The 23219-nt window shown below is 33.5% G+C and carries 20 protein-coding genes; 16 read left to right on the top strand and 4 right to left on the bottom strand.

What is annotated here, in order from left to right; translation table 11 throughout:
• Positions 1 to 38: 38 nt before the first annotated feature.
• The 7 genes from GQR94_RS15465 to GQR94_RS15435 all read left to right on the top strand — a co-directional run bounded on the left by GQR94_RS15465 (position 39) and on the right by GQR94_RS15435 (position 9350).
• Positions 39 to 857, top strand: a complete 819-nt coding sequence (locus tag GQR94_RS15465; RefSeq protein WP_158976648.1) for a patatin-like phospholipase family protein — start codon at positions 39 to 41, stop codon at positions 855 to 857.
• 15 nt (positions 858 to 872) lie between these two features.
• Positions 873 to 3389, top strand: coding sequence for a cation-translocating P-type ATPase (locus GQR94_RS15460; protein WP_158976646.1), 2517 nt, complete (start codon positions 873 to 875; stop codon positions 3387 to 3389).
• A gap of 294 nt (positions 3390 to 3683) precedes the next feature.
• A complete protein-coding gene (locus tag GQR94_RS15455) occupies positions 3684 to 5570 on the top strand; it encodes a PAS domain-containing sensor histidine kinase (protein ID WP_158976644.1) in 1887 nt (628 codons plus the stop codon).
• A gap of 4 nt (positions 5571 to 5574) precedes the next feature.
• Positions 5575 to 6627, top strand: a complete 1053-nt coding sequence (locus GQR94_RS15450; RefSeq protein WP_158976642.1) for a response regulator — start codon at positions 5575 to 5577, stop codon at positions 6625 to 6627.
• A 96-nt stretch (positions 6628 to 6723) separates the two neighbouring features.
• On the top strand, positions 6724 to 7560 hold the full coding sequence (locus GQR94_RS15445) for a universal stress protein (RefSeq protein WP_158976640.1): 837 nt from the start codon (positions 6724 to 6726) through the stop codon (positions 7558 to 7560).
• Positions 7561 to 7651: 91 nt separating this feature from the next.
• Positions 7652 to 8497, top strand: a complete 846-nt coding sequence (locus GQR94_RS15440) for a universal stress protein (protein ID WP_158976638.1) — start codon at positions 7652 to 7654, stop codon at positions 8495 to 8497.
• A 13-nt stretch (positions 8498 to 8510) separates the two neighbouring features.
• Entirely contained in the window at positions 8511 to 9350 is an 840-nt protein-coding gene (locus tag GQR94_RS15435; RefSeq protein WP_158976636.1) for a universal stress protein, read from the top strand.
• Between the two features lie 12 nt (positions 9351 to 9362).
• On the opposite strand, the gene trxA is transcribed toward GQR94_RS15435, so the two are convergent.
• Positions 9363 to 9659 (bottom strand): thioredoxin, encoded by a 297-nt coding sequence (gene trxA / locus GQR94_RS15430; RefSeq protein ID WP_158976633.1) that lies wholly within the window; start codon positions 9657 to 9659, stop codon positions 9363 to 9365.
• Between the two features lie 117 nt (positions 9660 to 9776).
• Here trxA and GQR94_RS15425 point away from each other — a divergent pair, with 117 nt between their 5' ends.
• The 9 genes from GQR94_RS15425 to GQR94_RS15385 all read left to right on the top strand — a co-directional run bounded on the left by GQR94_RS15425 (position 9777) and on the right by GQR94_RS15385 (position 18783).
• A complete protein-coding gene (locus GQR94_RS15425) occupies positions 9777 to 10613 on the top strand; it encodes a universal stress protein (protein WP_158976631.1) in 837 nt (278 codons plus the stop codon).
• 10 nt (positions 10614 to 10623) lie between these two features.
• Positions 10624 to 11472: a universal stress protein gene (locus GQR94_RS15420; protein WP_158976629.1), complete on the top strand. Its 849-nt coding sequence runs from the start codon at positions 10624 to 10626 to the stop codon at positions 11470 to 11472.
• Between the two features lie 65 nt (positions 11473 to 11537).
• Positions 11538 to 12377, top strand: coding sequence for a universal stress protein (locus tag GQR94_RS15415; protein WP_158976627.1), 840 nt, complete (start codon positions 11538 to 11540; stop codon positions 12375 to 12377).
• Positions 12378 to 12414: 37 nt separating this feature from the next.
• Positions 12415 to 13314, top strand: a complete 900-nt coding sequence (locus GQR94_RS15410) for a mechanosensitive ion channel family protein (RefSeq protein WP_158976625.1) — start codon at positions 12415 to 12417, stop codon at positions 13312 to 13314.
• Position 13315: 1 nt separating this feature from the next.
• Entirely contained in the window at positions 13316 to 14161 is an 846-nt protein-coding gene (locus tag GQR94_RS15405) for an ATP cone domain-containing protein (RefSeq protein ID WP_158976623.1), read from the top strand.
• A gap of 3 nt (positions 14162 to 14164) precedes the next feature.
• Positions 14165 to 15535, top strand: coding sequence for an MBL fold metallo-hydrolase RNA specificity domain-containing protein (locus tag GQR94_RS15400; RefSeq protein WP_158976621.1), 1371 nt, complete (start codon positions 14165 to 14167; stop codon positions 15533 to 15535).
• Between the two features lie 12 nt (positions 15536 to 15547).
• Complete coding sequence (locus GQR94_RS15395) at positions 15548 to 16534, top strand: 2-hydroxyacid dehydrogenase (protein ID WP_158976619.1); 987 nt, start codon at positions 15548 to 15550, stop codon at positions 16532 to 16534.
• A gap of 164 nt (positions 16535 to 16698) precedes the next feature.
• On the top strand, positions 16699 to 17364 hold the full coding sequence (locus tag GQR94_RS15390; protein ID WP_158976617.1) for a peroxiredoxin: 666 nt from the start codon (positions 16699 to 16701) through the stop codon (positions 17362 to 17364).
• Between the two features lie 78 nt (positions 17365 to 17442).
• Positions 17443 to 18783 (top strand): rhodanese-like domain-containing protein, encoded by a 1341-nt coding sequence (locus GQR94_RS15385; protein WP_158976615.1) that lies wholly within the window; start codon positions 17443 to 17445, stop codon positions 18781 to 18783.
• Between the two features lie 91 nt (positions 18784 to 18874).
• Here the strand turns inward: GQR94_RS15385 and GQR94_RS15380 are convergent, their stop codons facing one another.
• From GQR94_RS15380 to cls, 3 genes are all read right to left on the bottom strand, one after another.
• Positions 18875 to 21172: a TonB-dependent receptor gene (locus tag GQR94_RS15380; RefSeq protein ID WP_158976613.1), complete on the bottom strand. Its 2298-nt coding sequence runs from the start codon at positions 21170 to 21172 to the stop codon at positions 18875 to 18877.
• An 83-nt stretch (positions 21173 to 21255) separates the two neighbouring features.
• The gene (locus GQR94_RS15375) at positions 21256 to 21633 is read right to left on the bottom strand and encodes a hypothetical protein (RefSeq protein ID WP_158976611.1); all 378 of its coding nucleotides are present in this window, start codon (positions 21631 to 21633) and stop codon (positions 21256 to 21258) included.
• A 99-nt stretch (positions 21634 to 21732) separates the two neighbouring features.
• A complete protein-coding gene (cls, locus tag GQR94_RS15370; RefSeq protein WP_158976609.1) occupies positions 21733 to 23136 on the bottom strand; it encodes a cardiolipin synthase in 1404 nt (467 codons plus the stop codon).
• Between the last annotated feature and the right edge of the window lie 83 nt (positions 23137 to 23219).

Below are 23219 nucleotides of genomic sequence, written 5' to 3'. Positions count from 1 at the left end.
TCTTACTTTCGATACTAAATTATCTGATCGTACATACTATGAATATAGGTTTAGTTCTTTCTGGAGGAGGCGCAAGAGGCATTGCACATATAGGTGCTATAAAAGCCTTAGAAGAACACCATATATATCCCTCATATATTGCAGGCACCAGTGCTGGAGCTATTGTTGGCGGATTATATGCTGGTGGTTGTTCTTGGCAACAAATTCTAGATTTTTTTAAAACCACCCAATTATTTACATTCACAAATTATGCAATGAGCAAACCTGGCTTTTTAGATACCGAGAAGTTCTATGAGCAGTTTAGCACCTACCTTCCAATTGATGATTATAGTGCCCTAAAAACACCGTTAGTGGTAACAGCAACTAACTTATTAGACGGTACTCTAAAAGTATTTGATTCTGGCATTTTGATTAAAACAATATTAGCTTCCGCTGCTGTTCCTGGTGTTTTTGCTCCTGTAGAAATAGAAGGTGGTTATTATGCTGATGGAGGAATTCTAAATAATTTTCCTGTTGATTTAATCAAGCATAAATGTGATAAAGTGATCGGCGTATATGTCAATCCTTTTCAGAAAATAAAAAAAGACAGTTTAAAGCATGTATATAATATCATGGAACGCTCTTATCATATTATGATGTCTAATGAAACAAGTCTAAAATTTAAAGAATGTGACCTATTGATTCGGCCTAGTCGAATGAAAGAATTTAGTACCTTTTCATTGAAAAATATTGATGCTATTTTTAATCTAGGTTATGAATCGGCACTAGCGGCTATTGAAAAAGATAAGGAAAAAGCAGAAAAATCACTTGATACCATTAATTTAGAAGCCATTAATGGCTTTACCATTACAAATTAAATAAAAACCTACCTCATGATTAACCCTACTGACTTTGGTATAAAAGGATTGTCTGACCAAGAAGTACTGACTGCTAGAAAAAATCACGGAAAGAACACCTTAGACTACAAAAAGAAAAGTAAACTTTTAGATGCTATAAAAAGTATTTTGCAAGAACCAATGGTCATTTTACTAGCCATTGCTTCGTGCATCTATTTTTTAACGGGCAATATTGGTGATGGCATTTTTTTAGCCGCTGCAATCATTCTTGTAGCTTCCATTTCCTTCTACCAAGAATCTAAAAGCAGAAATGCTTTAGAAAAATTAAAAGACATTACCCAACCCAAAGCACAGGTCATTAGAAATGGCAAAATTGTAGAAATACAAAGCCATAACCTCGTGATTGGAGATAGTTTGATGGTTGAGGAAGGGAATGTTATTCCTGCAGATGGAGTTATAATACATTCCAATGATTTTTCCGTAAATGAATCTTTACTCACCGGAGAATCTATGGCTGTCTTTAAAGATGCAGCTACTGAGAATTCCAAAATTTTTACGGGAACTACTGTAGCCATTGGATTAGCTATTGCTACTGTTACAGCGATTGGAAACGCAACAGCATTAGGGAAAATAGGAAAAAGCCTCGAAGGGATCCATGATGAGAAAACTCCGCTAGAATTACAAATAGGAAATTTTGTAAAAAAAATGTCTATTATTGGCGGAATAACATTTCTATTCGTCTGGGGAATTAATTATTACAACACACTAAATCTTCTAGACAGCTTATTAAAAGCATTAACCCTAGCGATGAGCATACTACCCGAAGAAATTCCGGTAGCTTTTACGACATTTATGGCTTTAGGATCATGGCGATTAATGAAGTTAGGGATTGTTGTAAAACAGATAAAAACAGTTGAAAGTTTAGGAAGTGCAACCGTTATATGTGTTGATAAGACAGGCACAATCACGCAAAATAAAATGAGCTTGGTAAAGCTTTACCTTTTTAAAACAGATCAAATAGTCCCGATACCCGAAAAAGCAAATCTTTTAGAAGAAGACTTAATTACAACGGCCATGTGGTCCAGCGAACCCATACCCTTTGACCCTATGGAAATTGCCCTTCATGAATCTTATTCAAAATTAATAGCCTCTGACGAACGCCAGGCTTATAAAATGATTCATGAGTATCCTTTAGGCGGGAAACCACCTATGATGACGCACCTTTTTGAAAACAAAACGGGAGACCGAATTATTGCTGCAAAAGGTGCTCCAGAAGCTTTCTTTCCCATAGCGAAGTTGAATGATGAAGAAAAAAATAAAATTAAAAAGGCAATCACAACATTGGGCGATAAAGGGTATCGTTTGCTAGGTGTAGGTAAAGCAAAATTTAAGGGGACAGATTATCCAAAAACGCAACAGGAATTTCCATTTGATTTTCTGGGACTTGTTGCCTTTTACGACCCACCTAAAGAAAATATTAGCACCGTTTTAAAAGAATTTGATCGTGCAGGGATTACCGTAAAATTAATTACTGGAGATACCGCAACAACCGCAAGTGCCATCGCTAAAGAAGTGAATTTTATTGGGTACGAAAAATGCATGACGGGTAATGAGTTAATGCAATTAGATGATAAGCAACTGCAAGAAAAGGTAAAAACTACGCAAATATTTTCTAGAATGTTTCCGGATGCCAAATTAAGAATAATCAATGCCTTAAAAGCCAACAAAGAAGTCGTTGCCATGATTGGCGATGGCGTTAACGATGGTCCAGCATTAAAAGCTGCTCACTTTGGCATTGCGATGGGTACAAAAGGAACAGAAATTGCAAAAGAAGCGGCTTCCTTAATATTAGTAGATGATGATCTTTCTAAAATGATAGACAGCATTGCTATGGGAAGAAAAATTTATAGCAATCTTAAAAAGGCTATTCAATATATTATATCCATACATATCCCGATTATATTAACGGTATTCATCCCCTTAGCCTTAGGTTGGGCATTTCCGAATATATTTTCTCCGACGCATGTTATTCTTCTAGAATTAATTATGGGACCAACCTGTTCTATTATCTATGAAAATGAACCCTTAGAAAAAAATACAATGCTTCAGAAACCAAGACTCTTGACGTCCACTTTTTTTAATATAAAGGAACTATTAACGAGTATTATTCAAGGTCTGGCAATTACCGTGGGTACCCTTTCTATTTATCAATATGCATTGGCTCAGAATAATTCAGAAGATACGACTAGAACAATGGTATTTTTAGTATTAATCATCGCAAATGTTTGTTTAACCTTAATAAACAGGTCTTTTTATTACTCTATACTAACCACCTTAAAATACAAGAATAATCTCGTTCCTTTAATAATAGCAATCACATTGTTAATCACAGCTTCCCTCCTATTTATTCCGCCGTTAACAAGCTTTTTTCAATTTAGTCGCTTAAGTTTTGAGCAATTATTTTTGTCTGTGCTTACCGGTTTCATTTCCGTTATTTGGTTTGAGATTGTAAAATGGAATACCCGTAAAAAAACCAATCGTACTAATACTTAACACCAAGACCCATAAGCATCACATTTTGCTTTACATAAAAGCAAGACTGTAAAAAAATAGCCACTTATCGCACACTATATTTATAAGAAAGCAGAAGTACAGCTTGTAGTGGCGTAATTGCATTTTTCAATGCTAAAATTGCTTAAAAGGCTGTATTTTTTTTGGTGATTAAGCGGTAATATTTAAAAAATCACCACGTATACTATTGTTTTTATTTTTATATTTTCCCTGTTTATTCCTAGCACTTAAGTATAATATGATAAAAATCAGTTTTAAAATTTTATCTTTGAAAGTATGCAAGCTTTCGAAAAGAACAGTACCATATTTACCCTACTCTCAGAAGGTGTTTCAGAGGGAATTATTGTTGTTAATAAAAAACAAAATATTGTCGCTTCTAATTCTGCCACAGACCAAATGTTTGGCTATGAAAAAGACGAACTAATAGGGAAACCGCTTGATGTTCTTATTCCAAAAAGATACCACCCTAACCACGATCAACAGGTATACAATTTTATTTCTAAAAGTGAAAAAAGACAAATGGGTCACGGACGTGAGTTGTTTGGAGTCCGAAAAAACGGAGATGAATTTCCTTTAGAAGCTGGTTTAAACCCCTTTGAGCTTTATGACACTACCTATGTCATGGCACTTATTATTGACATTACAGACCGTAAAGCCGTCGAGAAAGATCTAAGAATGAAAAGTGAGGCATTGCAATCTGCTTCAAATGGTATTGTTATTTCCGATGCGTTAAAGCCCGACAATCCTATTATATATTGTAATGCATCATTTAAAACGCTCACTGGATATTCCGAAGAAGAAACTATTGGAAAAAATTGTCGTTTTCTACAAGGGGATGACAAAAACCAAGAGTGCATCACCCATATGCGTGATGCTATTAAAAATGGAGAGAGTTCGCAAGCAATTTTAAGAAACTATAGAAAGGACGGTTCGCTTTTTTACAATGATTTATACATTACTCCCATAAAGGATAAATTTGGAAAAATTACCAATTATATCGGAATTCAGAATGATGTAACAGAACGCGTAAAAGCCCAACAAGAAAAAGAGCATTGGGCTAAGATTTTTAATGAATCTTTAAATGAGATCTTTCTATTTGAAAAAGAGTCTTTACTTTTTTTAAATGCAAATAAGGGAGCACAAAACAATATTGGCTATAATTTAGAGGAATTAAAAAAGCTTACTCCTATAAGTATAAAACCGTTTTATACAGAAGCGCAGTTCAGAGAAATATTAATCCCACTGATTAACAAAGAAGAAGAAAAAATAGAATTTGAAACTACGCATCAAAGGAAAGATGGAACGCAATACCCTGCGGAAGTGCATTTACAACTTTCTAGATTTGGAGATCAGGATGTTTATTTGGCCATTATATTAGATATTACAGACCGTAAGAACTATACTTTAAAACTAGAAAAAACCGTACAAGAACGTACCAAACAATTAACGGAAGCTTTAGCAAAAGAAAAAGAACTTAACGAGTTAAAAACAAGATTCTTATCCTTGGTTTCCCATGAATTTAAAACGCCTTTAAGTAGTATTCTAACGTCTATTACCCTACTTGCTAAATACACACAAACAGAACAACAAGAGAAAAGAGACAAGCATGTAAATACCATAAAAAGTAAAGTGCGTTATCTCGATACTATTCTAACGGATTTCTTATCGGTGGAGCGTTTAGATTCTGGAAAAATAAATTATACTTTAGAGGAGTTTCCCTTAAGTAAATTATTAGATGAAGTTATTTACAACGCAAACATGTTGCTTAAAACTGGACAACGTATTAGTTATCCAAGAAATATAGATGATCTTTTTATATATTTTGATGAAAAAACGTTGGCCTTGGCCCTATCTAATCTGGTACACAATGCCATAAAGTACTCTCCAGAAGATACTTCTATTGATATTATCGTGGAGAATGACAAGACTACAATTAGCATTAAAGTGGTAGATCATGGAATAGGTATTCCTTTAGAAGAGCAAAAACACATTTTTAATCGCTATTTTAGAGCAGAAAATGCACTCTTAACACAGGGAACAGGAATAGGACTAAATATTGCAAAACAGCACCTAGAAAGTTTAAGCACCACCTTAGATTTCTCAAGTATAGAGAATGAAGGGTCTATTTTCACCATTACCATACCAAAAGATATAAAATTATAAGCACATGAAGACTATTTTGTTAATTGAAGACGATAGAGCCCTTCGCGAGAATACGGAAGAACTTTTAGAACTTGCGGGGTATGCGGTAACTACAGCTCCAAATGGTAAAATAGGCATTCTAGCCGCAAAAGAACTTTTGCCTAATATTGTGGTCTGCGATATTATGATGCCAGAAGTTGATGGCTATGGCGTTTTAAAAGCGCTTAACGAAGATGAAAACACAAAACATTTACCTTTTATATTTCTTTCTGCAAAAACAGAACATAAAGAAATTAGAAAAGGGATGGATTTAGGTGCCGATGATTATCTAACCAAGCCCTTTGAAGAAGAAGATTTAATTAGTGCTATTGAAAGCAGGTTAGCCAAACATGAAATTTTAAAGCTAAATGCCACTGCTGCGCATAACAAAGAAGAAAACTCAGAAGACAGCATTCTGGATTTAAATGAGTTGAAGAATTTTTTTGATGATAATGGCGAAGTAGTCAAATTTTCTCAAGGCGCTACCATTTACAAGGAAGGCAATGCATCCAACACCATATACTTGGTTTTAAAAGGTGTGATTAAATGCCATTCTATGGATGAAGATGGCAAACAGTTAATTACCTCATTATACCGAGCAGATGATTTTCTTGGCTTTACATCATTCTTAAAAAACGTTCCATATAAAGAATCTGCTACCGCTATGGAAGACGTTGTTCTTACCGGTATTTCCAAAGAAAGCTTAAAAGAAATTTTGGAAAAAAACCATAATATATCTTTAGAGTTTGTTGAATTATTATCAGGAAATATAAAAGACATAAAACAACAACTCTTACAGATGGCATACAGTTCTGTACGGAAAAAAACAGCACAAACGCTGCTACAATTTGCAGATGTTATGAATACGCAAACCGATGATCCCATAAAAATTTCTCGGAGTGATTTAGCAAGTGTTGCCGGGATTGCTACAGAAAGCTTAATCCGTACTTTATCTGGTTTCAAAAAAGAAGGCCTTATCGAAATTGAAGGCCGAAACATAAAAATAAAAGAACTTAAAGCACTACAATACATATCCTAATCCATATTCTGAAATAGGTTTTGATCGTACTGATATTTATCATTTTTTTGGAACAAATGCCGTTATACCTTTGCTTTAAAGTATTTAGTCCCATTAATGAAACAAATTTTAGTACCTACCGATTTTTCTGAGAATTCCTTTAATGCATTAGAATACGCTGTAGCCTTTTATAAAAATACAGCTTGCACGTTCTATGTCATGAATATAAGGTCTTTAAGCGACTCAGGAATAGCATCTAATGGCTTTGCATTACATTTCAATAAGGTAGAAACACCTTCTAAAATGGAGTTGTTAAAAGAAAAAATAAAAGAGATTTCACAAAATAACACTTCAGATCTTCATCAATTTTATGCCTTACAAGAATTCGGGAATTTCGTTGATATTATCCGTAAAACTATTTTAGAAAAAAAGATAGATCTTATTGTTATGGGTACCAAAGGAGCCGCTGGCATAAAAAATACTTTTATTGGTAGCAGTACGGAAGATGTGATTACAAAAGTAGCCGCAGACTTATTAATTGTTCCTAAAAATGTTAAGTATCAACCTATAAAAAACATAGCCTTTCCTACGAATTTTAATAATTTTTATTCTTTCGACATTTTAGAATCACTAACCGAAATTGTTCGTGTTTCTGAGGGCACATTAAAAGTGATGAATGTATTGGTAACGGAAGCATTAAACACTTCTCAAGAAAAAAACAAAAACTATCTCCATGAATATTTAGATGAAGTCTTTGAAGAACGTTATAGTTTTCATAGTGTGAAAAATAAAAACGTAAAAAACGCTATTGAAGACTTTACCCTCCTCCATCAAATTGACATGACTATCATGGCGGCCAAAAATTTAAACTACCTACAACTGCTCTTATTTAACACCACTATTAAAAGAATAAGTAGGCATACAAGAATTCCAGTTTTTATACTTCATGAATAAGTGACTGCTCTAAATTATCGCAGTATGATAATTATCATAGGGAATTAGTGTATCAAAAGATATTTTTGAAGTGATATCAAAAATAAAAGCTATGACCACTGTATTGATTCCCACAGATTTTTCTACAAATGCGATGCATGCTATTGATTATGCATTAAATTTATATAAATGTGAGCAAACAGTTTTTTATTTTGTTCATGCCTATGCCGATGAAGTCTACGGCGAATTTAAAAACACAACAGATCTTTCTATTTCTGAGCGGAAGACTTCTATTGAAAAAAAAGCAAAACAATTACTTAGTGACCTTATTCGCGATAAGGAAGAAAAAATTCACAACCCCAAACATGAATATAAAGGAATAGCTACTTTTGAATCCATAGTAGATGCTGTAAATGATACGGTCAATCAAATAAATATTGACCTTGTAATCATGGGAACCAAAGGCCAAACGGCAGATAGAAAAATAACTTTTGGAAGTCATACCGTTCAAGTATTTAAATATGTAAAATGCCCTGTTCTTGCTATACCAGAATCCTATAGCTATCGTCAGCCTAAAAAAATTCTATTTCCAACAGATTACAATTTGCCTTATAAACGCCGTGAACTAAAGTTATTGAACGCTTTAGCACATGAGTTTAAGGCTACCGTATATTGTCTGCATATCTCAGATTTTGAAGTGATGAGTTTGCGTCAGTTAGACAACAAAAAATTTCTAGAAGAAAGCCTATCTGGTGCGTATTTAAATTTTGAACAGACTCCAGTTGAAAATAGACTAAAGGCCATAATGAAAAACATAGAAGAAAAAGAAATAGACTTTTTAGTCATGGTAAATTCTCGTCATTCCTTTTTGGAAGATATGCTGTACAGGTCTACTGTAGACGAAATAGGTCTTAAAATACACGTACCTTTTTTAGTGCTTCAAAATTTATCACGCTAACAACATCAACCACATGAAAAATATACTTATCCCAACAGATTTTTCTGAAAATTCTTGGAATGCTATTGCTTACGGATTATCATTGTTTAAAAAATCTAATTGCACTTTTTATCTTACGCACATAAGTCCTGTTTTGGCTGCAACTGGTGGAGATACTGCTCTGGTCATTGCACCAGATCTTATCGAAGAAGAGCTATTAAAAGAGAACTTAGTAAAGCTTGATGCGCTGTTAGAACGTATCGACGAATTGCCTTTTAATACCAATCATGTTTTTCACACCTCAGCTACTTACGGTTTTTTTGTTGATCATATAAAAAATGAGGTAAGCAATAAAAAGATAGACCTTATTATCATGGGAACTAAAGGAGCTTCTGGTCTAAAAAAATTAACCTTAGGAAGCAACACAGGAAACGTAATCACTAAAGTAAAGTGCGCAGTATTAGCAGTACCAGAAAACACCTCCTACCATAAACCAAAAAAAATAGGCTTTCCAACCGATTATATTATTGATTATAACTTACATATATTATCACTCTTAAAAGATATATCGGTATTAACCAACGCACAACTTAATTTTCTGCATATAGAAAGCAAAAATGAAACAATGAGTTCTTTGCAAACAAAAAATAAAGAATTTCTAGCCTATTATTTTAAAGATATTACACACAATTTTAGCACTTTAGAAGGTCATAATTTAGACGCCGCTATAGATAAATTCACGAAGAATGAAAATATAGATATGTTGGTAATGGTGGCTAAAAACTTAAACTTTTTAGAGCGCATCTTGTTCCGCCCCACTGTTGAAGAAATAAGCTACCATACCAACGTACCATTTTTGGTCTTACACGAATAAAAGTGAGTATCCTTACTTCGATTTAATAATAGTTATAATATCATTTTTCTGAAGTACACCTGATTGTCTCCAAAGTTGTTTTCCATTTTTAAATAACATCATTGTGGGCACCCCTCTTACTTGATATTTAGAGGCTAAAGATTGGTTTTTATCCACATCAATTTTTACAATTTTAACAGCATCACCCATTTCTTCTTTCACTTGTTTTAAAATAGGTGCCAAACTTTTACATGGACCACACCAATCTGCAAAAAAATCTATTAATACAGGGGTACTTGAATCTATTATTTTATCGAAACTACTTTTCATCTTGTTATCTTTTTTGTACTATAAATTTATAAAATATAGTACAAATAGAACTGATATATATCATGCTTTTATTGCATGAAGTTGGGTAATTTTATTCCAACGTAAAATTAAAGCGTCATGAAAAAAATATTGCTTCCTACTGATTTTTCTGAGAACTCCTATAAAGCTATCGAATATGCTTTAAAAGTTTACAATGATATAAAATGCACCTTTTATCTTTTACATACTTACAACCCCACTGTTTATCAAACAGAATACCTTATTGGTAGCCCAGGCTTAATTGGTTTAGGTGATGTTATGAGAGAAACGTCAGTGTCTAGAATACAAGAATTAAAAGAAAAAATTGAAACAGAACACCCTAACCCTAAGCATACTATAAAAACGCATACAGTTTTTAACACACTTTTGAATGAAGTTCTTGAAATGACAACAGCTGAAAAAATTGATCTTGTTGTCATGGGCACCAAAGGCGCCTCTGGTGCCCAAGAAATTCTATTTGGTAGCAATGCCGTTAGTATAATCAAACGCACCAAATGCCCTGTGATCGTGGTACCCGATTCTTTTGAATACGCAGCACCAAAAGAAATTCTATTCCCTACAGATTTTGAAATAACCTATCCTAAAAAAGAAATTGAAGGGCTTTTACAAATTGCAAAACATCATCAATCACAAATTAATATTATGCATGTGCGCACCGGAAATGAACTTGATATCGTACAAAAAGAACACAAAAAGCAATTAGACAAACTACTGGTTAATTATGCAACTTTCCATGATGTACCAGACAATGAAATTATTGCAGCTGTAAATGATTTTCAATTGAAAAAGGAAATTAATCTAATTGTCATGATTCAAAACAAGCATACATTTTTTGAGCGTCTATTTATGGAGCCTATTATTAAAAAAATAGGATTTCATGTTAATGTGCCTTTAATGGTAATTCCACAATTATAAAAAAAGAGAAATGAAATCTATCTTAGTAGCCACCGATTTTTCAAATGATGCGTATTGTGCTTTATTTTATTGTGCAAAATTACTCAAAGAAGAGCCTTGTACTTTTTACATTCTAAACGTGTATGATGAGATGACTCCCCTGGAAAATAAAAGGGCTCCCTTCTTATCAAATAAAAATGAATTAAAAGAGATTGAAGATCAATCTATAGAAAGGTTAGAAAAGTTTATTCATAAAATAACTTTAGATACAGAAAACACAAAGCATACCTATATTGCCTTATCTAAAGAAGGTAACTTAACTAAAAACATAGAAAACACGAGTAAAGAATATGATATAGATTTAGTGGTTATGGGCAGTAGAGGCGAAACTGGCGCTAAAGAATTATTTTTTGGCAGTAATACGGTTCAAATCATTAATGCCATTAAAACTTGTCCTGTGCTTGTCATCCCCAAACAAATAGACTACAAAGCTCCAAAAGAAATTGCTTTTGTAACCGATTTTAAACAAGGGTGTTCCCTAAATAATATTGCACCTATACTTTTAATTGCAAAGCAAACAAATGCGGCAATACGAGTGATGCATATTTTTGAAGAAGCAAATTTAGATGCCGAGCAAAAACTTAAATATAAGTTACTAGATAATTACTTAAAAGACTATCCACACTCTTTCGCTACTATGAAAGATTTTAATGAAAAAGCACAAGTAATCAATGAATTTATAACAGAAAGGGAAATAGACCTGTTGTGTATGGTACATCAAAAGAGAAGTTTTCTTGAAAAGTTAATGCGGGAACCTGTAATAAAAGATGTGAGTATGTATGCAAACATCCCCTTTCTAATTCTTCCGAATAAGGAATGACAATGGTCATAGATGAATTGCTTTACTCCAACTAAATTTACGTAGCAAACTAAAAAAAGAACATCATGAATAAGCGAATATTAATCCCCACAGATTTTTCGAAAAATGCATTAAATGCTACACGCTATGCTTTGGATTTATATGCCAAGCTCAATTGTGATTTTTATTTTCTTCATGTATTTAATCTAGAGGGTTACACAACAGATGATTTAACGCTCCCAGAACCTGGCAGTGAGGCTTACGATACTACAAAAGAAAAATCCGAAGAATCATTTCGTAAGCTTTTAGATATTTTAAAACTTCATGCTGACAATCCAAAACATACCTATCATACTATTTCAAGTCTAAATTTTTTGTCTGAGGCTATGAAAAGTGTTATTGCTGCCAAAGATATTAATTTAGTGGTTATGGGTACTCAGGGTGCTACAAGTACCAAAGGGGTCATTTTTGGCAGTAATACGGTAAAGGCGATGGAAAAAATTACTGTTTGTCCTGTATTAGCTGTTCCTGAAGATGTTCGGTTTATGTCCCTAAAGGAAATAGTTTTTCCTACCGATTTTAAAACTAATTATAAACGTAAAGAACTAAACTATCTTATCGAAATTGTTAAGATGCATGGTGCATCTGTATGCGTATTACATATTAGTAAAGAAGATGAATTATCAAAAATTCAGCAAGAAAACAAAATGTTATTAAAAGATATTTTTAGTACAATAGCATGTAGTTTTCATACACTTTCTGATATAAGTATTGCTAAAGGTATTACCACATTTATGGAGAGTAGAGATAGTGATATGATTGCGTTTATAAATCGAAGACATTTTTTCTTTAGCAGTATTTTTTCAAAACCACTAGTGAAAGAAATTGGTTATGATGCTAGGACTCCCATTCTAGCACTTCATTAACCTTTAATCCTAAAAAAAGTTCAATTTAAGAAACTATATGGATACTATAAATGCCTTATTAGAGCACCCAACAGTTATTAAAATAGGCAAATTATTAATTTGGATATCTGTAATTCTAGCGCTAATTGGTTTTTTTAGAAAACTATTAAAGAAAAGAATAGCAGATATATCCATTCGTTATAAAGCACAAAAGGGGATTGAAATTATTGGGTATGCCCTTATTATATTTCTTGTTATTTTATCTTTTACAGTAAAAAATTTAGAAGATTACACGGTTATTATTGGACTCTTTACGGCAGGTATCACTTTTACACTTCAGGAACTAATTTTAAGTATTGCGGGATCCTTTTATATTTTCTTTGTCCGTATTTACAAGCCTGGTGATCGTATTGAAATTAACGGAATAAAAGGTGACGTAATAGATATTGACAGTATTTACACCACGTTGATGGAAATAGGCGAATGGGTGAGTAGTGATAATTATTCTGGTAGAATTGTAAAAATAAGTAATGCCTTTGTTTTCAAAGGTCCTATTAAGAATTACTCCATGGATTTTCCTTTTGTTTGGGATGAATTGAATATTCTAATTACCTACGAATCTGATTTAGATATTGCAAAAAGTATTATCCAGAAACAGGCTACTATATTCTTATCAGAATACACCCAAAACTCCATTACCAAATGGAAACAAATGGTAAAGCATTATTATATTGAAGATTCTAAATTAGAACCTTCCATAGCGATTAATTTAACGGATAATTGGATTGCTATAAACCTGCGATACATTACTGATTATAAACGCAGACGTGCAACTAAGAATGAACTGTTTGAAGCAATCCAAAAAGAAATTAAGGCAACAAATGGTACAGTAACCTTTGCCTCTACTACGCTTCAATTACTTAAAATACCCGAAGTAGATGTGCAACTAAAAAAATAAAATGGAACGTAACTTAGCAATTGAAGTCACTAAATCTTCAGGGGAAAAAGCACTGTTTTCCTTAGATAAATTACGTAATTCATTAAAATATAGTGGTGCTAGTCATAACGTCGTTGAAGAAATTGTTGCTAAAGTAAAAGACGAACTTTATGACGGTATTTCTACCCATGAAATCTATAATCGCGCTTTTGCCCTTTTAAAAAAGAACAAATCTGTTTTTGCCTCTAAATACAAACTAAAAAAGGCCATTTATGAATTAGGCCCTACTGGTTTTCCTTTTGAGCAATTTGTCGCAGCTATTCTCACCTATTCTGGCTATAAAACTACCGTTAGTAAAATTTTAAACGGAATCTGCGTTACCCATGAAATAGATGTAATAGCAGAGAAAAACAAAATGTCTACAATCATTGAATGCAAATTTCATTCTGAAGAAGGCCGTAATTGCAATGTGAAAATTCCGCTTTATATTCAATCGCGCTATATCGATGTAAAAGCACATTGGGAATCAAAAACAGCTGAAACCAATATACTTGATAAAGGTTGGGTCGTTACCAACACCCGTTTTACAAGCGATGCGATTACATATGGAAATTGTGTTGGCTTATATTTACTTAGTTGGGATTTTCCCAAAAACGATGGTTTAAAAGATCGCATAGATCGCTTAAACCTCTATCCCATTACGGTTTCTACATTATTATCCAATAAAGAGAAGCAGTTTCTTTTAGATAGAGGCATCGTTCTTTGCAGGCAATTATGGGACGAACAATTTTTATTTGATCATCTCGGCATATCCAAATCTAGAAAGGCAAGTATAATTAATGAACTTAAACAACTTTGTAATCCTTAAGCTATGAACACTCTAAAAATTCATTTTCTTGGCGCATCAGGTACAGTAACAGGCTCTAAATTTTATTTAGAAACTCCCGATCTAAACCTTATGGTAGATTGCGGAATGTTTCAAGGATTAAAAGAACTCCGCGAAATTAACTGGGCACCTTTACCTATTGATGCTTCAAAAGTCGATGTTGTTTTACTTACGCATGGGCATTTAGACCATACTGGATATTTACCACGATTAGTGAAAGAAGGCTTTAGAGGTAAAATTATTGGTACCGCTCCAACATTAGCTATTACAGAAATTATACTCTTAGATAGTGGCAAAATTCAGGAAGAAGAAGCCACAAAAGCAAATGAAGAAGGGTATAGTAAGCATCATCCTGCAGTACCATTCTATACTGTAGATGAGGCCAAAAACACGATTTCGAAATTTGAGTCCGCCGAAAAAGACAAATGGTTACCGCTTTCTGATACTATAAAACTGAGATTTAGATATAACGGACATATTATTGGAGCAACGTTTATAGAACTAGATATTTCAGGGAAAATATTTGTGTTTTCTGGTGATGTTGGAAGAATTCACGACGTCTTACTATCTAAACCAGAAAAGCCACAATGGGCAGATTACTTGTTTTTAGAAAGTACATATGGCAATAAGTTACATCCTAAAGAAGATGTAGAAGGCATGCTAGTTGATTTGGTACATAAGACAATTACGAATGGCGGAAACTTAATTATCCCCTCTTTTGCTGTAGAACGTTTACAATCTTTAATGTACACGTTGTGGCAATTATTCAAAAAGAATAAAATTCCGAATATCCCAATATTTATTGATAGCCCCATGGGAAATAATGTGTTGTCTGTATTTCAGGAATTTCCAGAATGGCACAAATTATCTTCAGCAGAATATGATGCAATGTGTACACATTTCAACATCATTACATCGTATAGTGATACTTGGAAAACAATAGATAACCCTAGACCTAAAATAATTATTGCGGGAAGTGGTATGGTAACTGGTGGGCGTGTTTTAACCTATTTAAAACAAATGATAGACAAAACATCTACTTCTATTTTAATCGTAGGTTACCAAGCAGAAGGTACCCGAGGCAGGCAATTATTAGATGGCGCTCATGAATTAAAGATTTATGGAAAGTACTATCCCGTTAAAGCTTCTGTAAATCATTTAGAAAGCTTATCCGCACATGCAGACCAAGGGGAGTTAATAGATTGGTTAAATGAGATAAAAAACATACCCGAAAATGTATTCTTAATCCATGGAGAACCTAGTGCTTTAGATATTTTTAAAGTAAAAATTAGAGATGTATATCACTGGAATGTTACTATTCCTAAATTAAATGATACCCTAGAAATTATTTTGTAATCACAATCACTCATGAAAATATTATTCTATAGTAGTAAAGATTTTGAAATTCCGTTTCTCAAAGAAGCGAACTCAAAAAACCAAAAAATAAGTTTTATTAAAGATGCTTTAACCAGCGAAACTGCACTAAAAGCTGTAGGATATCAAGCAATTTCAATATTTTCGGGAGATGATGCTTCCTCATTAGTATTAGAAAAACTTTGGGATTTAGGAGTTAAATATATTGCATTGCGCTCTGCAGGGCATAACAATGTACATTTAACTGCCGCTAAGAATTATGGCTTTAAAGTAGCCAATGTTCCAGATTATTCTCCGTATGCAATTGCCGAACATGCAAGTGCACTACTACTAGCTTTAAACCGTAAAATTGTCACTGCAAGCACTCAAGTTAAAGCTTACAACTTTCTTCAGAAGCACCTAATGGGATTTAATATACACGGTAAAAAAGTTGGTTTAATTGGTACAGGAAGCATTGGTTCGGCAATGGCCAGTATCATGAATGGTTATGGTTGTACTATTCTTGCTTATGATATTAGCCCTAATTATGATTTAGAAACCAAATACAATCTAAAATACGTAGGCTTAGATCAATTGTGCATTGAATCAGATATTATTAGTTTGCACATACCCCTTACGGAAGATAATTATTATCTCATTAACAAAGAGCGAATGGCTTTAATGAAAAAAAATGTAGTTATCGTAAATACCGCTAGAGGCGCCCATGTTAATACTGTAGCTATTATTGAGGCCCTTGAAATTAAACAAATTGCTGGCTATTGCACCGATGTATATGAAAAAGAAGCGGGAACTTTTTTTAAAGACTTTTCGGAAATTGGAATAAAAGATAAAGTGCTTAAAAAATTACTGAGCTTACCAAATGTATTACTCACCCCACATCAAGGCTATATGACCGTTGAGGCCGTTGAAAATATTGCAGAAATGACCTTTAACACTTTAAACTCATGGAATGAAAATAGGGAGAGTCGCCATGAATTATAATAATGTAATAAACACTATTCCTGATGAAATTATCCAATTGACAGCAAATTTTAAAATTGTTAAAAACTGTTAAAACCCCTCTAATGTAACTCGGGTTACAGACAGCATTAATGTAATAGTTTAATTTTATTGAATAATATTTAATAATAGATAAAAACTATAATATGAATAACGAAAATGTAGTGCCAGAACAAGTTGTTTCAATGCCAAGAATAGGAGATATAGCTCCTGATTTTGAAGCAGTAACCACTAAAGGTAAAATCAAAATGTCAGATTTTGCTAAAGACAAATGGATTGTAATGTTTTCACATCCGGCAGATTTTACTCCGGTGTGTACCACTGAGATGAGTGGTTTTGCAACCCGAAAAGGCGAATTTGACGCTCTTAACACGGAATTATTAGGATTAAGTATTGATAGCATTCATGCACATTTAGGGTGGGTTCAAAATGTACGAGAAACTACCGGAGTATATTTTGATTTTCCAATCATAGCTGATATTGACATGAAGGTGTCTAAATTATATGGCATGTTACAACCCAATGAAAGCGAAACTGCAGCAGTTAGAGCCGTCTTTTTTATTGATCCAAAGAAAAAAATACGTTTGGTAATGTATTACCCACTAAACGTTGGTAGAAATATGGATGAAATACTTCGCGCGCTTGATGCCTTACAAACTTCCGATGAGTACAAAGTAGCCATGCCACTAGATTGGAAAAGAGGAGACAAAGTTATTGTATCTCCTCCTAAAACCCTAGACGAACTTAATGCTCGATTAAAAGATGATTCTCTTGAAAAAGTAGCTTGGTATCTTGCTAAGAAAACTATTTAATTTTATAATATCCATTTCGATTGTATTATATCGAAATGGATATTTCTTTTATTTTTAAACCTTAAAATTGTAAGCCCTATGATTATTAAACAATTTCAAGACAAACCATTAGCTCATTACTCTTATGCAATTTTGAGTGGTGATAAAATTAGTTTGGTAGATCCTTCCAGGGATCCTAAACCTTATTATGTATTTGCCGAAGAAAACAATGCGCAGATTGTTGCCGTTTTTGAGACCCATCCGCATGCAGATTTTGTAAGCAGTCATTTACAAATCCATAATGAAACAGGTGCTACTATTTATACTAGTAAATTAGTTGGTGCAGATTATCCGCACAAAACCTTTGATGACGGTGATACTTTCTCCATGAGTGAAGTAATTTTCACTGCGCTAAACACACCAGGACATTCTCCAGACGGTATTACCATTGTAGCAAAAGATAAAAAATCTAAGCATGCCATGTTTACAGGAGATACTTTATTCATTGGTGATGTAGGTAGGCCTGATTTAAGAGAAAAAGTAGGAAACATGAAAGCGAAACGGGAAGAATTAGCAAGAGCTATGTTTCAAACCATCCAAAATAAATTTAAGCAACTACCCGATGAAACTATCCTTTATCCAGCTCATGGAGCAGGATCACTTTGTGGGAAAAATATGAGTACTGACTCTTCCAGCACGCTTGGTAAAGAGCGTAAGAGTAATTGGGCATTTAAAAATTTATCAGAAAAAGATTTTACAGATCATATATTAGCAGACCAACCTTTTATTCCTTCTTATTTTGGATTTGATGTAGACCTAAATAAAAGTGGAGCCACCTCTGTTGAACCTAGTATTGCCAAAATTCCTTTTTTAATGGAGGTAGCTACAGTTGAAAAAAATATTACTGTAGTAGATACTAGAAATGAAATTGATTTCAAAAATAACCACCTCCCCAATTCCATAAACATTATGGCACGAGATGAGGATGATAAAATTGAAACTTGGCTAGGTGCTATCATAGCTCCCAATGAACCTTATTACCTGGTTGTTGATAGTATCACTAAAAGGCAAGAAATTATAGAACGCATTGCTAAAATTGGCTATGAAGCACAAATAAAAGCCGTAGTAACTTTAGCAAATATAGACATGGAGCAATCAGATAAATTTGACTTTTCAGCTTTTGAAGGTCATACGGAAGATTACACTATTCTAGACATTAGAAATAAAAGTGAAGTACATGAGGGTAAAATTTTCGCCAATGCGATGAACATCTCCTTAAATGAACTTCGTCATTCAATTAAAATTATTCCTAGAAATAAGCCTATTGTTGTTCACTGTGCTGGTGGGTATAGAAGTGCAGCAGGATCAAGTATTGTAGCAAAAGAAATGAAGGAAGTTAAGGTATTTGACCTCAGTGAAAAAGTAAATAAGTATAAATAAGTAGGTATAGTTTGCTGCTTAGCAGTACCTATTTATTTTAAATTTAAAAACAAAAAAAAGTGAGACCAAGAGGTCTCACTTTTTTTATCTATTAAAATTTATATTGTACGAAAGCTGATAAATTTCGACCCGGATCATTGATCGGAACCGTACCAAAAGCTGCCTGATTATTGAAAGCAAAATTAAGATGATTACTGTATGTTTTATCAAATACATTTAGCGCTGCTACCCCTAATGTTATATTTTTAAAAGGAATAAAACCCAATCGTAAATCTAAAACATCGTAACCAGGAGTTACCTGTTCGCCAAATGAAATAGCAATATCTTCTTGTTTAGAAGTTAAGGTATAATTTGCGCTAGCCCAAAATTTTTCTTTTTCAAAAGCCAGTTTAAAACGAGTCGTTAAAGGGGGCACTAAAGGCAAAGATTCACTCAAATCTTTATTTTTAGCATATACATAAGCTAGGGCTGTTGTGAAATTAAAATTTTTATAAAAATCTACCCCAGTACTAATTTCGAAACCCGTTTTATAAGCTTCATCTAAATTCCTAAATACCTTTGGATTCAAAGGCTCACTAGTCGGCATAAATTTTCGTGTTTTAGAGGGATCAATTACAGCAACAATATAATTTTCATACAAAGAATAATAAAACGATGTCTGGTAGGTAAACTTACCTGCATTTTCTTTAGAAATAGGTAAAGATCCTTTAAAACCAATTTCAAACTGATTATTTACTTCTGCCTTTAAATTAGGATTACCTATGTATTCATAGGAATCTTGACCTACTGTAAAATGATTAATTACGCGTTCTATCATATTCGCAGAACGGACACCTCTACCATACGCTATCTCCATTAAAAACTGCTCTGATTGTGCATATTTTATAGAAGCCGTACCACTAATATTATGCTCTGTTCTTTTATCCAAATCTGGATATAACGCAGCGAAATCTGCTTCAGGATCTTTTATTTCAGAAGTTACCCCATCATAACGCAAACCTGTCACTAAAATAGTTTTATGGCTTATAGGATATCTACTTTCTACAAAAACACCAAAATCATTAATATAAGAATCTTGCCATACCTTATCTGTATATGCTATAGGCGTTAAAATTGCTCCCATCATATTTTGTTTTACCAATCGCGTACGGTCTCCGTCTCTAGCGATGTGCAAAAGGTCTACGCCTGTGAATAGCGAAAATTTATCAGAAGGTTTAAGGTGTAATTCTACTTTACCTCCAGCGGTAGTTGCATCTATAGCAGAAACAGCTTCCGTCATCATAAAACTAGGTCTTCGTGTATTGGTCATCACATGATCTACATAGCTATAATATGCTTTAGCATCAACTCCTTTTAAAACACCCTGTAAACCATCTAAAGCGTAATCAATTGAGATAATAGAACTATTATCTTCCTCAGTATCCATAGGGAGTCCTGCGTGCAATACATCTCTTCCGAATGATTTTCTCCAATGCGATTGGATTCTTTGGTTCTCGGTAATATTATACCCTACACGTAATCCAAAATCTAAGCTCCTAAAAGAGGAAGGAATTTCTACCCCATCACCATCTTCATAGTTTCCAAAATCTCTGAAGCCAACATTTCCAACAAGATCGTACTTTTCTGTTGCTTGTTGCAAACGAGCCATGGAAACCAGTGAATTACCATTACTTTCATACCCTGCATGCACACTACCACTTAAACCAAAATCATCATTGCTAGGTTTTTGAGTTACCAAATTAACAATACCGCCAAATGTTGCGCCATACCGAACCGTATAAGGTCCTTTTATAATTTCTATTTTCTCTATCTCTTCAGGAATAACATGCGTTGTTATAGGATCCATACGGTTAGGACAGGCGTGCATCGCTTTTGTACCGCCATCAAACTGTACATTTAATTGCTCATATTGCGTAGCTCTAAATGAAGGATCAATAGCATAATTCCCTCGTTTAATTAGAGCAAAACCATTAACATCGGCAAACAAATCAGCCACATTTTTAGGCTGAACTGTTTTTTTAACATAATCATTAGTTTCAAGGGCAAATACAGGATCTGTCTTAGCATTACCCGTAACCAAAACTCCTGTGACTTCTATAGGAGTCATTTTTAATAAGAATTGTTTTTCTTCTTTGGCCGGAAAAATATCCTGTTGGATGGTTTTATACCCCAGATATGAAATAGTAATTGAAGTCCCATTTTGTGGAACTGTCAATTGAAAATTTCCATTCTCATTGGTATAGGTACCTTTTCCAGTTTGTGTTATTATATATGCTCCAGTAAGGGGACTATTGTTCTCTTCGTCCAGGACCTTACCCTTAAAATTTTGTGCGGAAATTAGCTGCCCGAATAAAAAAAGCACAGGCATCAAAAAATAGGTGATTTTCATATTTTTGATATTTAAAATTATACATGTAAACAGCACTGAAGGCTCTAAAAGAGCGTTCAGTAATTTAGTAACGAAGTATCATCTTAAATTTGTGGTGGGTGCGTAATTTGGGCTATTAGTTTAAAGGAATACGTAATATGATATCCTAAATTAAGATAGGATGTATTCATAGGGGTTACAAATTCAATATTAAAAATTGTTCCTAAAAACAATACTGTTTCATTTCTTAAAAAATCTATTTTTAAAGGCTCTTTATCTTCACTTGCTTGTTGTAAAAGCATTTTTGAAAGCACACACTTTCCATTACATTCTAACGCTGGTCTACTTTTATTTTCGCAAAAATTCTCAACAAAATTATCCGTAAATACAATATAATACCCTAGTGTACCTGTATTCTTTAACGTACTGAATAAGGTAATAGTAGTAAATAAAATAAAAATTATTTGGTTAGCTATTTTCACAATACTAATTTAATATGTTGTACTCATTTTTACCGTAACTTTTGTTACATAAGACGCTTAATTATGAGAGAAATTTTGAAAAATATTTGTATTATATCTTTATAAAAGGGCACTGAACAACTTGCCAAAACCTTCTTTTAATTTATCACTCCACGGTCTATTTACAAATTCTACATAGGTTAAACTTTTACTTCGATGAGCATCTTTTAAAAAATCTGCTTTGAGAAGCTTTGCGAAAGCGCTATCATACATTACTGCATTGACCTCATAATTCTGTTCAAAACTACGGTCGTCTAAATTTGCTGTGCCTATAGTACTTATCACATCATCACTCACTATAATTTTACTGTGTAAAAAACCATCTGGAAAAAGGTGAATTTTAATTCCTGATTTTAAAAGTGCTTCAAAATAAGAGCGTACACTCCACCCTACTATTTTACTATCTGCTTTTTCAGAAACCAATAGTCGCACATCCACCCCACTTAGCGCAGCAGTTTGTAAAGCCTGTAATAGTGCTTGCCCAGGAATAATATACGGATTGGTAATATAAATGTATTTTTCAGCTTTGTTTATCATTGAAAAATAGGTCTGCTCTAAAGAAGCAAAATCGTCATCTGGACCACCAGCAACGATCTGCACCAAACTATTGGTTCCTACTTTCACATCGCTATTTCTTTTGGCTGGTGTACACTCTTGCTGACTCACCAAATACCAATCTAGCGTAAAAACATAATCTAAATGTGTGGCTGCTGGTCCTATAATTTGCAAGTGCATATCATGCCATTTTCCAAGTGCCTCATCACCTTTAAGGTATTTATCAGATATATTTATTCCACCAGTAAACCCAGTATAACCATCTATAACTATAATTTTCCTATGGTTTCTATAGTTTAATGATCTAAAAAATCGGCCAAATTTAAATGGTAAGAAAGGATACACCTCAACCCCAATCGCCTCCAACTTATTAATATATTTTTTACTTAAAGAAAAACTCCCTACCCCATCATAAATCATCCGAATAGAAACACCTTCTTTAATTTTCTTAGCAAAAAGAATTAAAAAAGCATCTGCTAATTCTCCTTCTTCAAAAATGTAATACTGTAAATGGATGGTGTGTTGTGCAGCATCTAAGGCTTTAAAAATAGCTTCAAAAGTAGTTTCCCCATCTTTTAATAATTGTAAATCATTGCCTTCGGTTGGTGGAAAGTGGGAGTTGCGATACACTAAAGTCATGAGTTTTTTAAACTGCCCATGCATTGCTGACATATGTTCCAAGGAAGGTTTTGGAAATTGAAAGAAACGTTCTTTCTTTAAAAGTATCAACTTATTCTTTCTTCTATTTCTACCCAACAATAAATACAAGAAAATACCCCCCACAGGAACTGTAAATATTGCCAATAACCAACCTAGTGTTTTTGATGGCTTAGCGCCATGCAACAAGATGCTAACTACTAAAGTTAACGCAATAAGCACATAAATTGTTAATATAATATGAAGTCCCAATACAATCTTTTAAAGTTACCGCTAAGGTAACCCAAGAGTACCTGGACAATCTATGATATATATCAGATTTGCAAGTACTGCTT

It is taken from the genome of Cellulophaga sp. L1A9, from assembly GCF_009797025.1.
Lineage (GTDB): Bacteria > Bacteroidota > Bacteroidia > Flavobacteriales > Flavobacteriaceae > Cellulophaga.
Note: the sequence above shows the minus strand (reverse complement) of the source record. Positions and strands in the feature narration are given on the sequence as shown.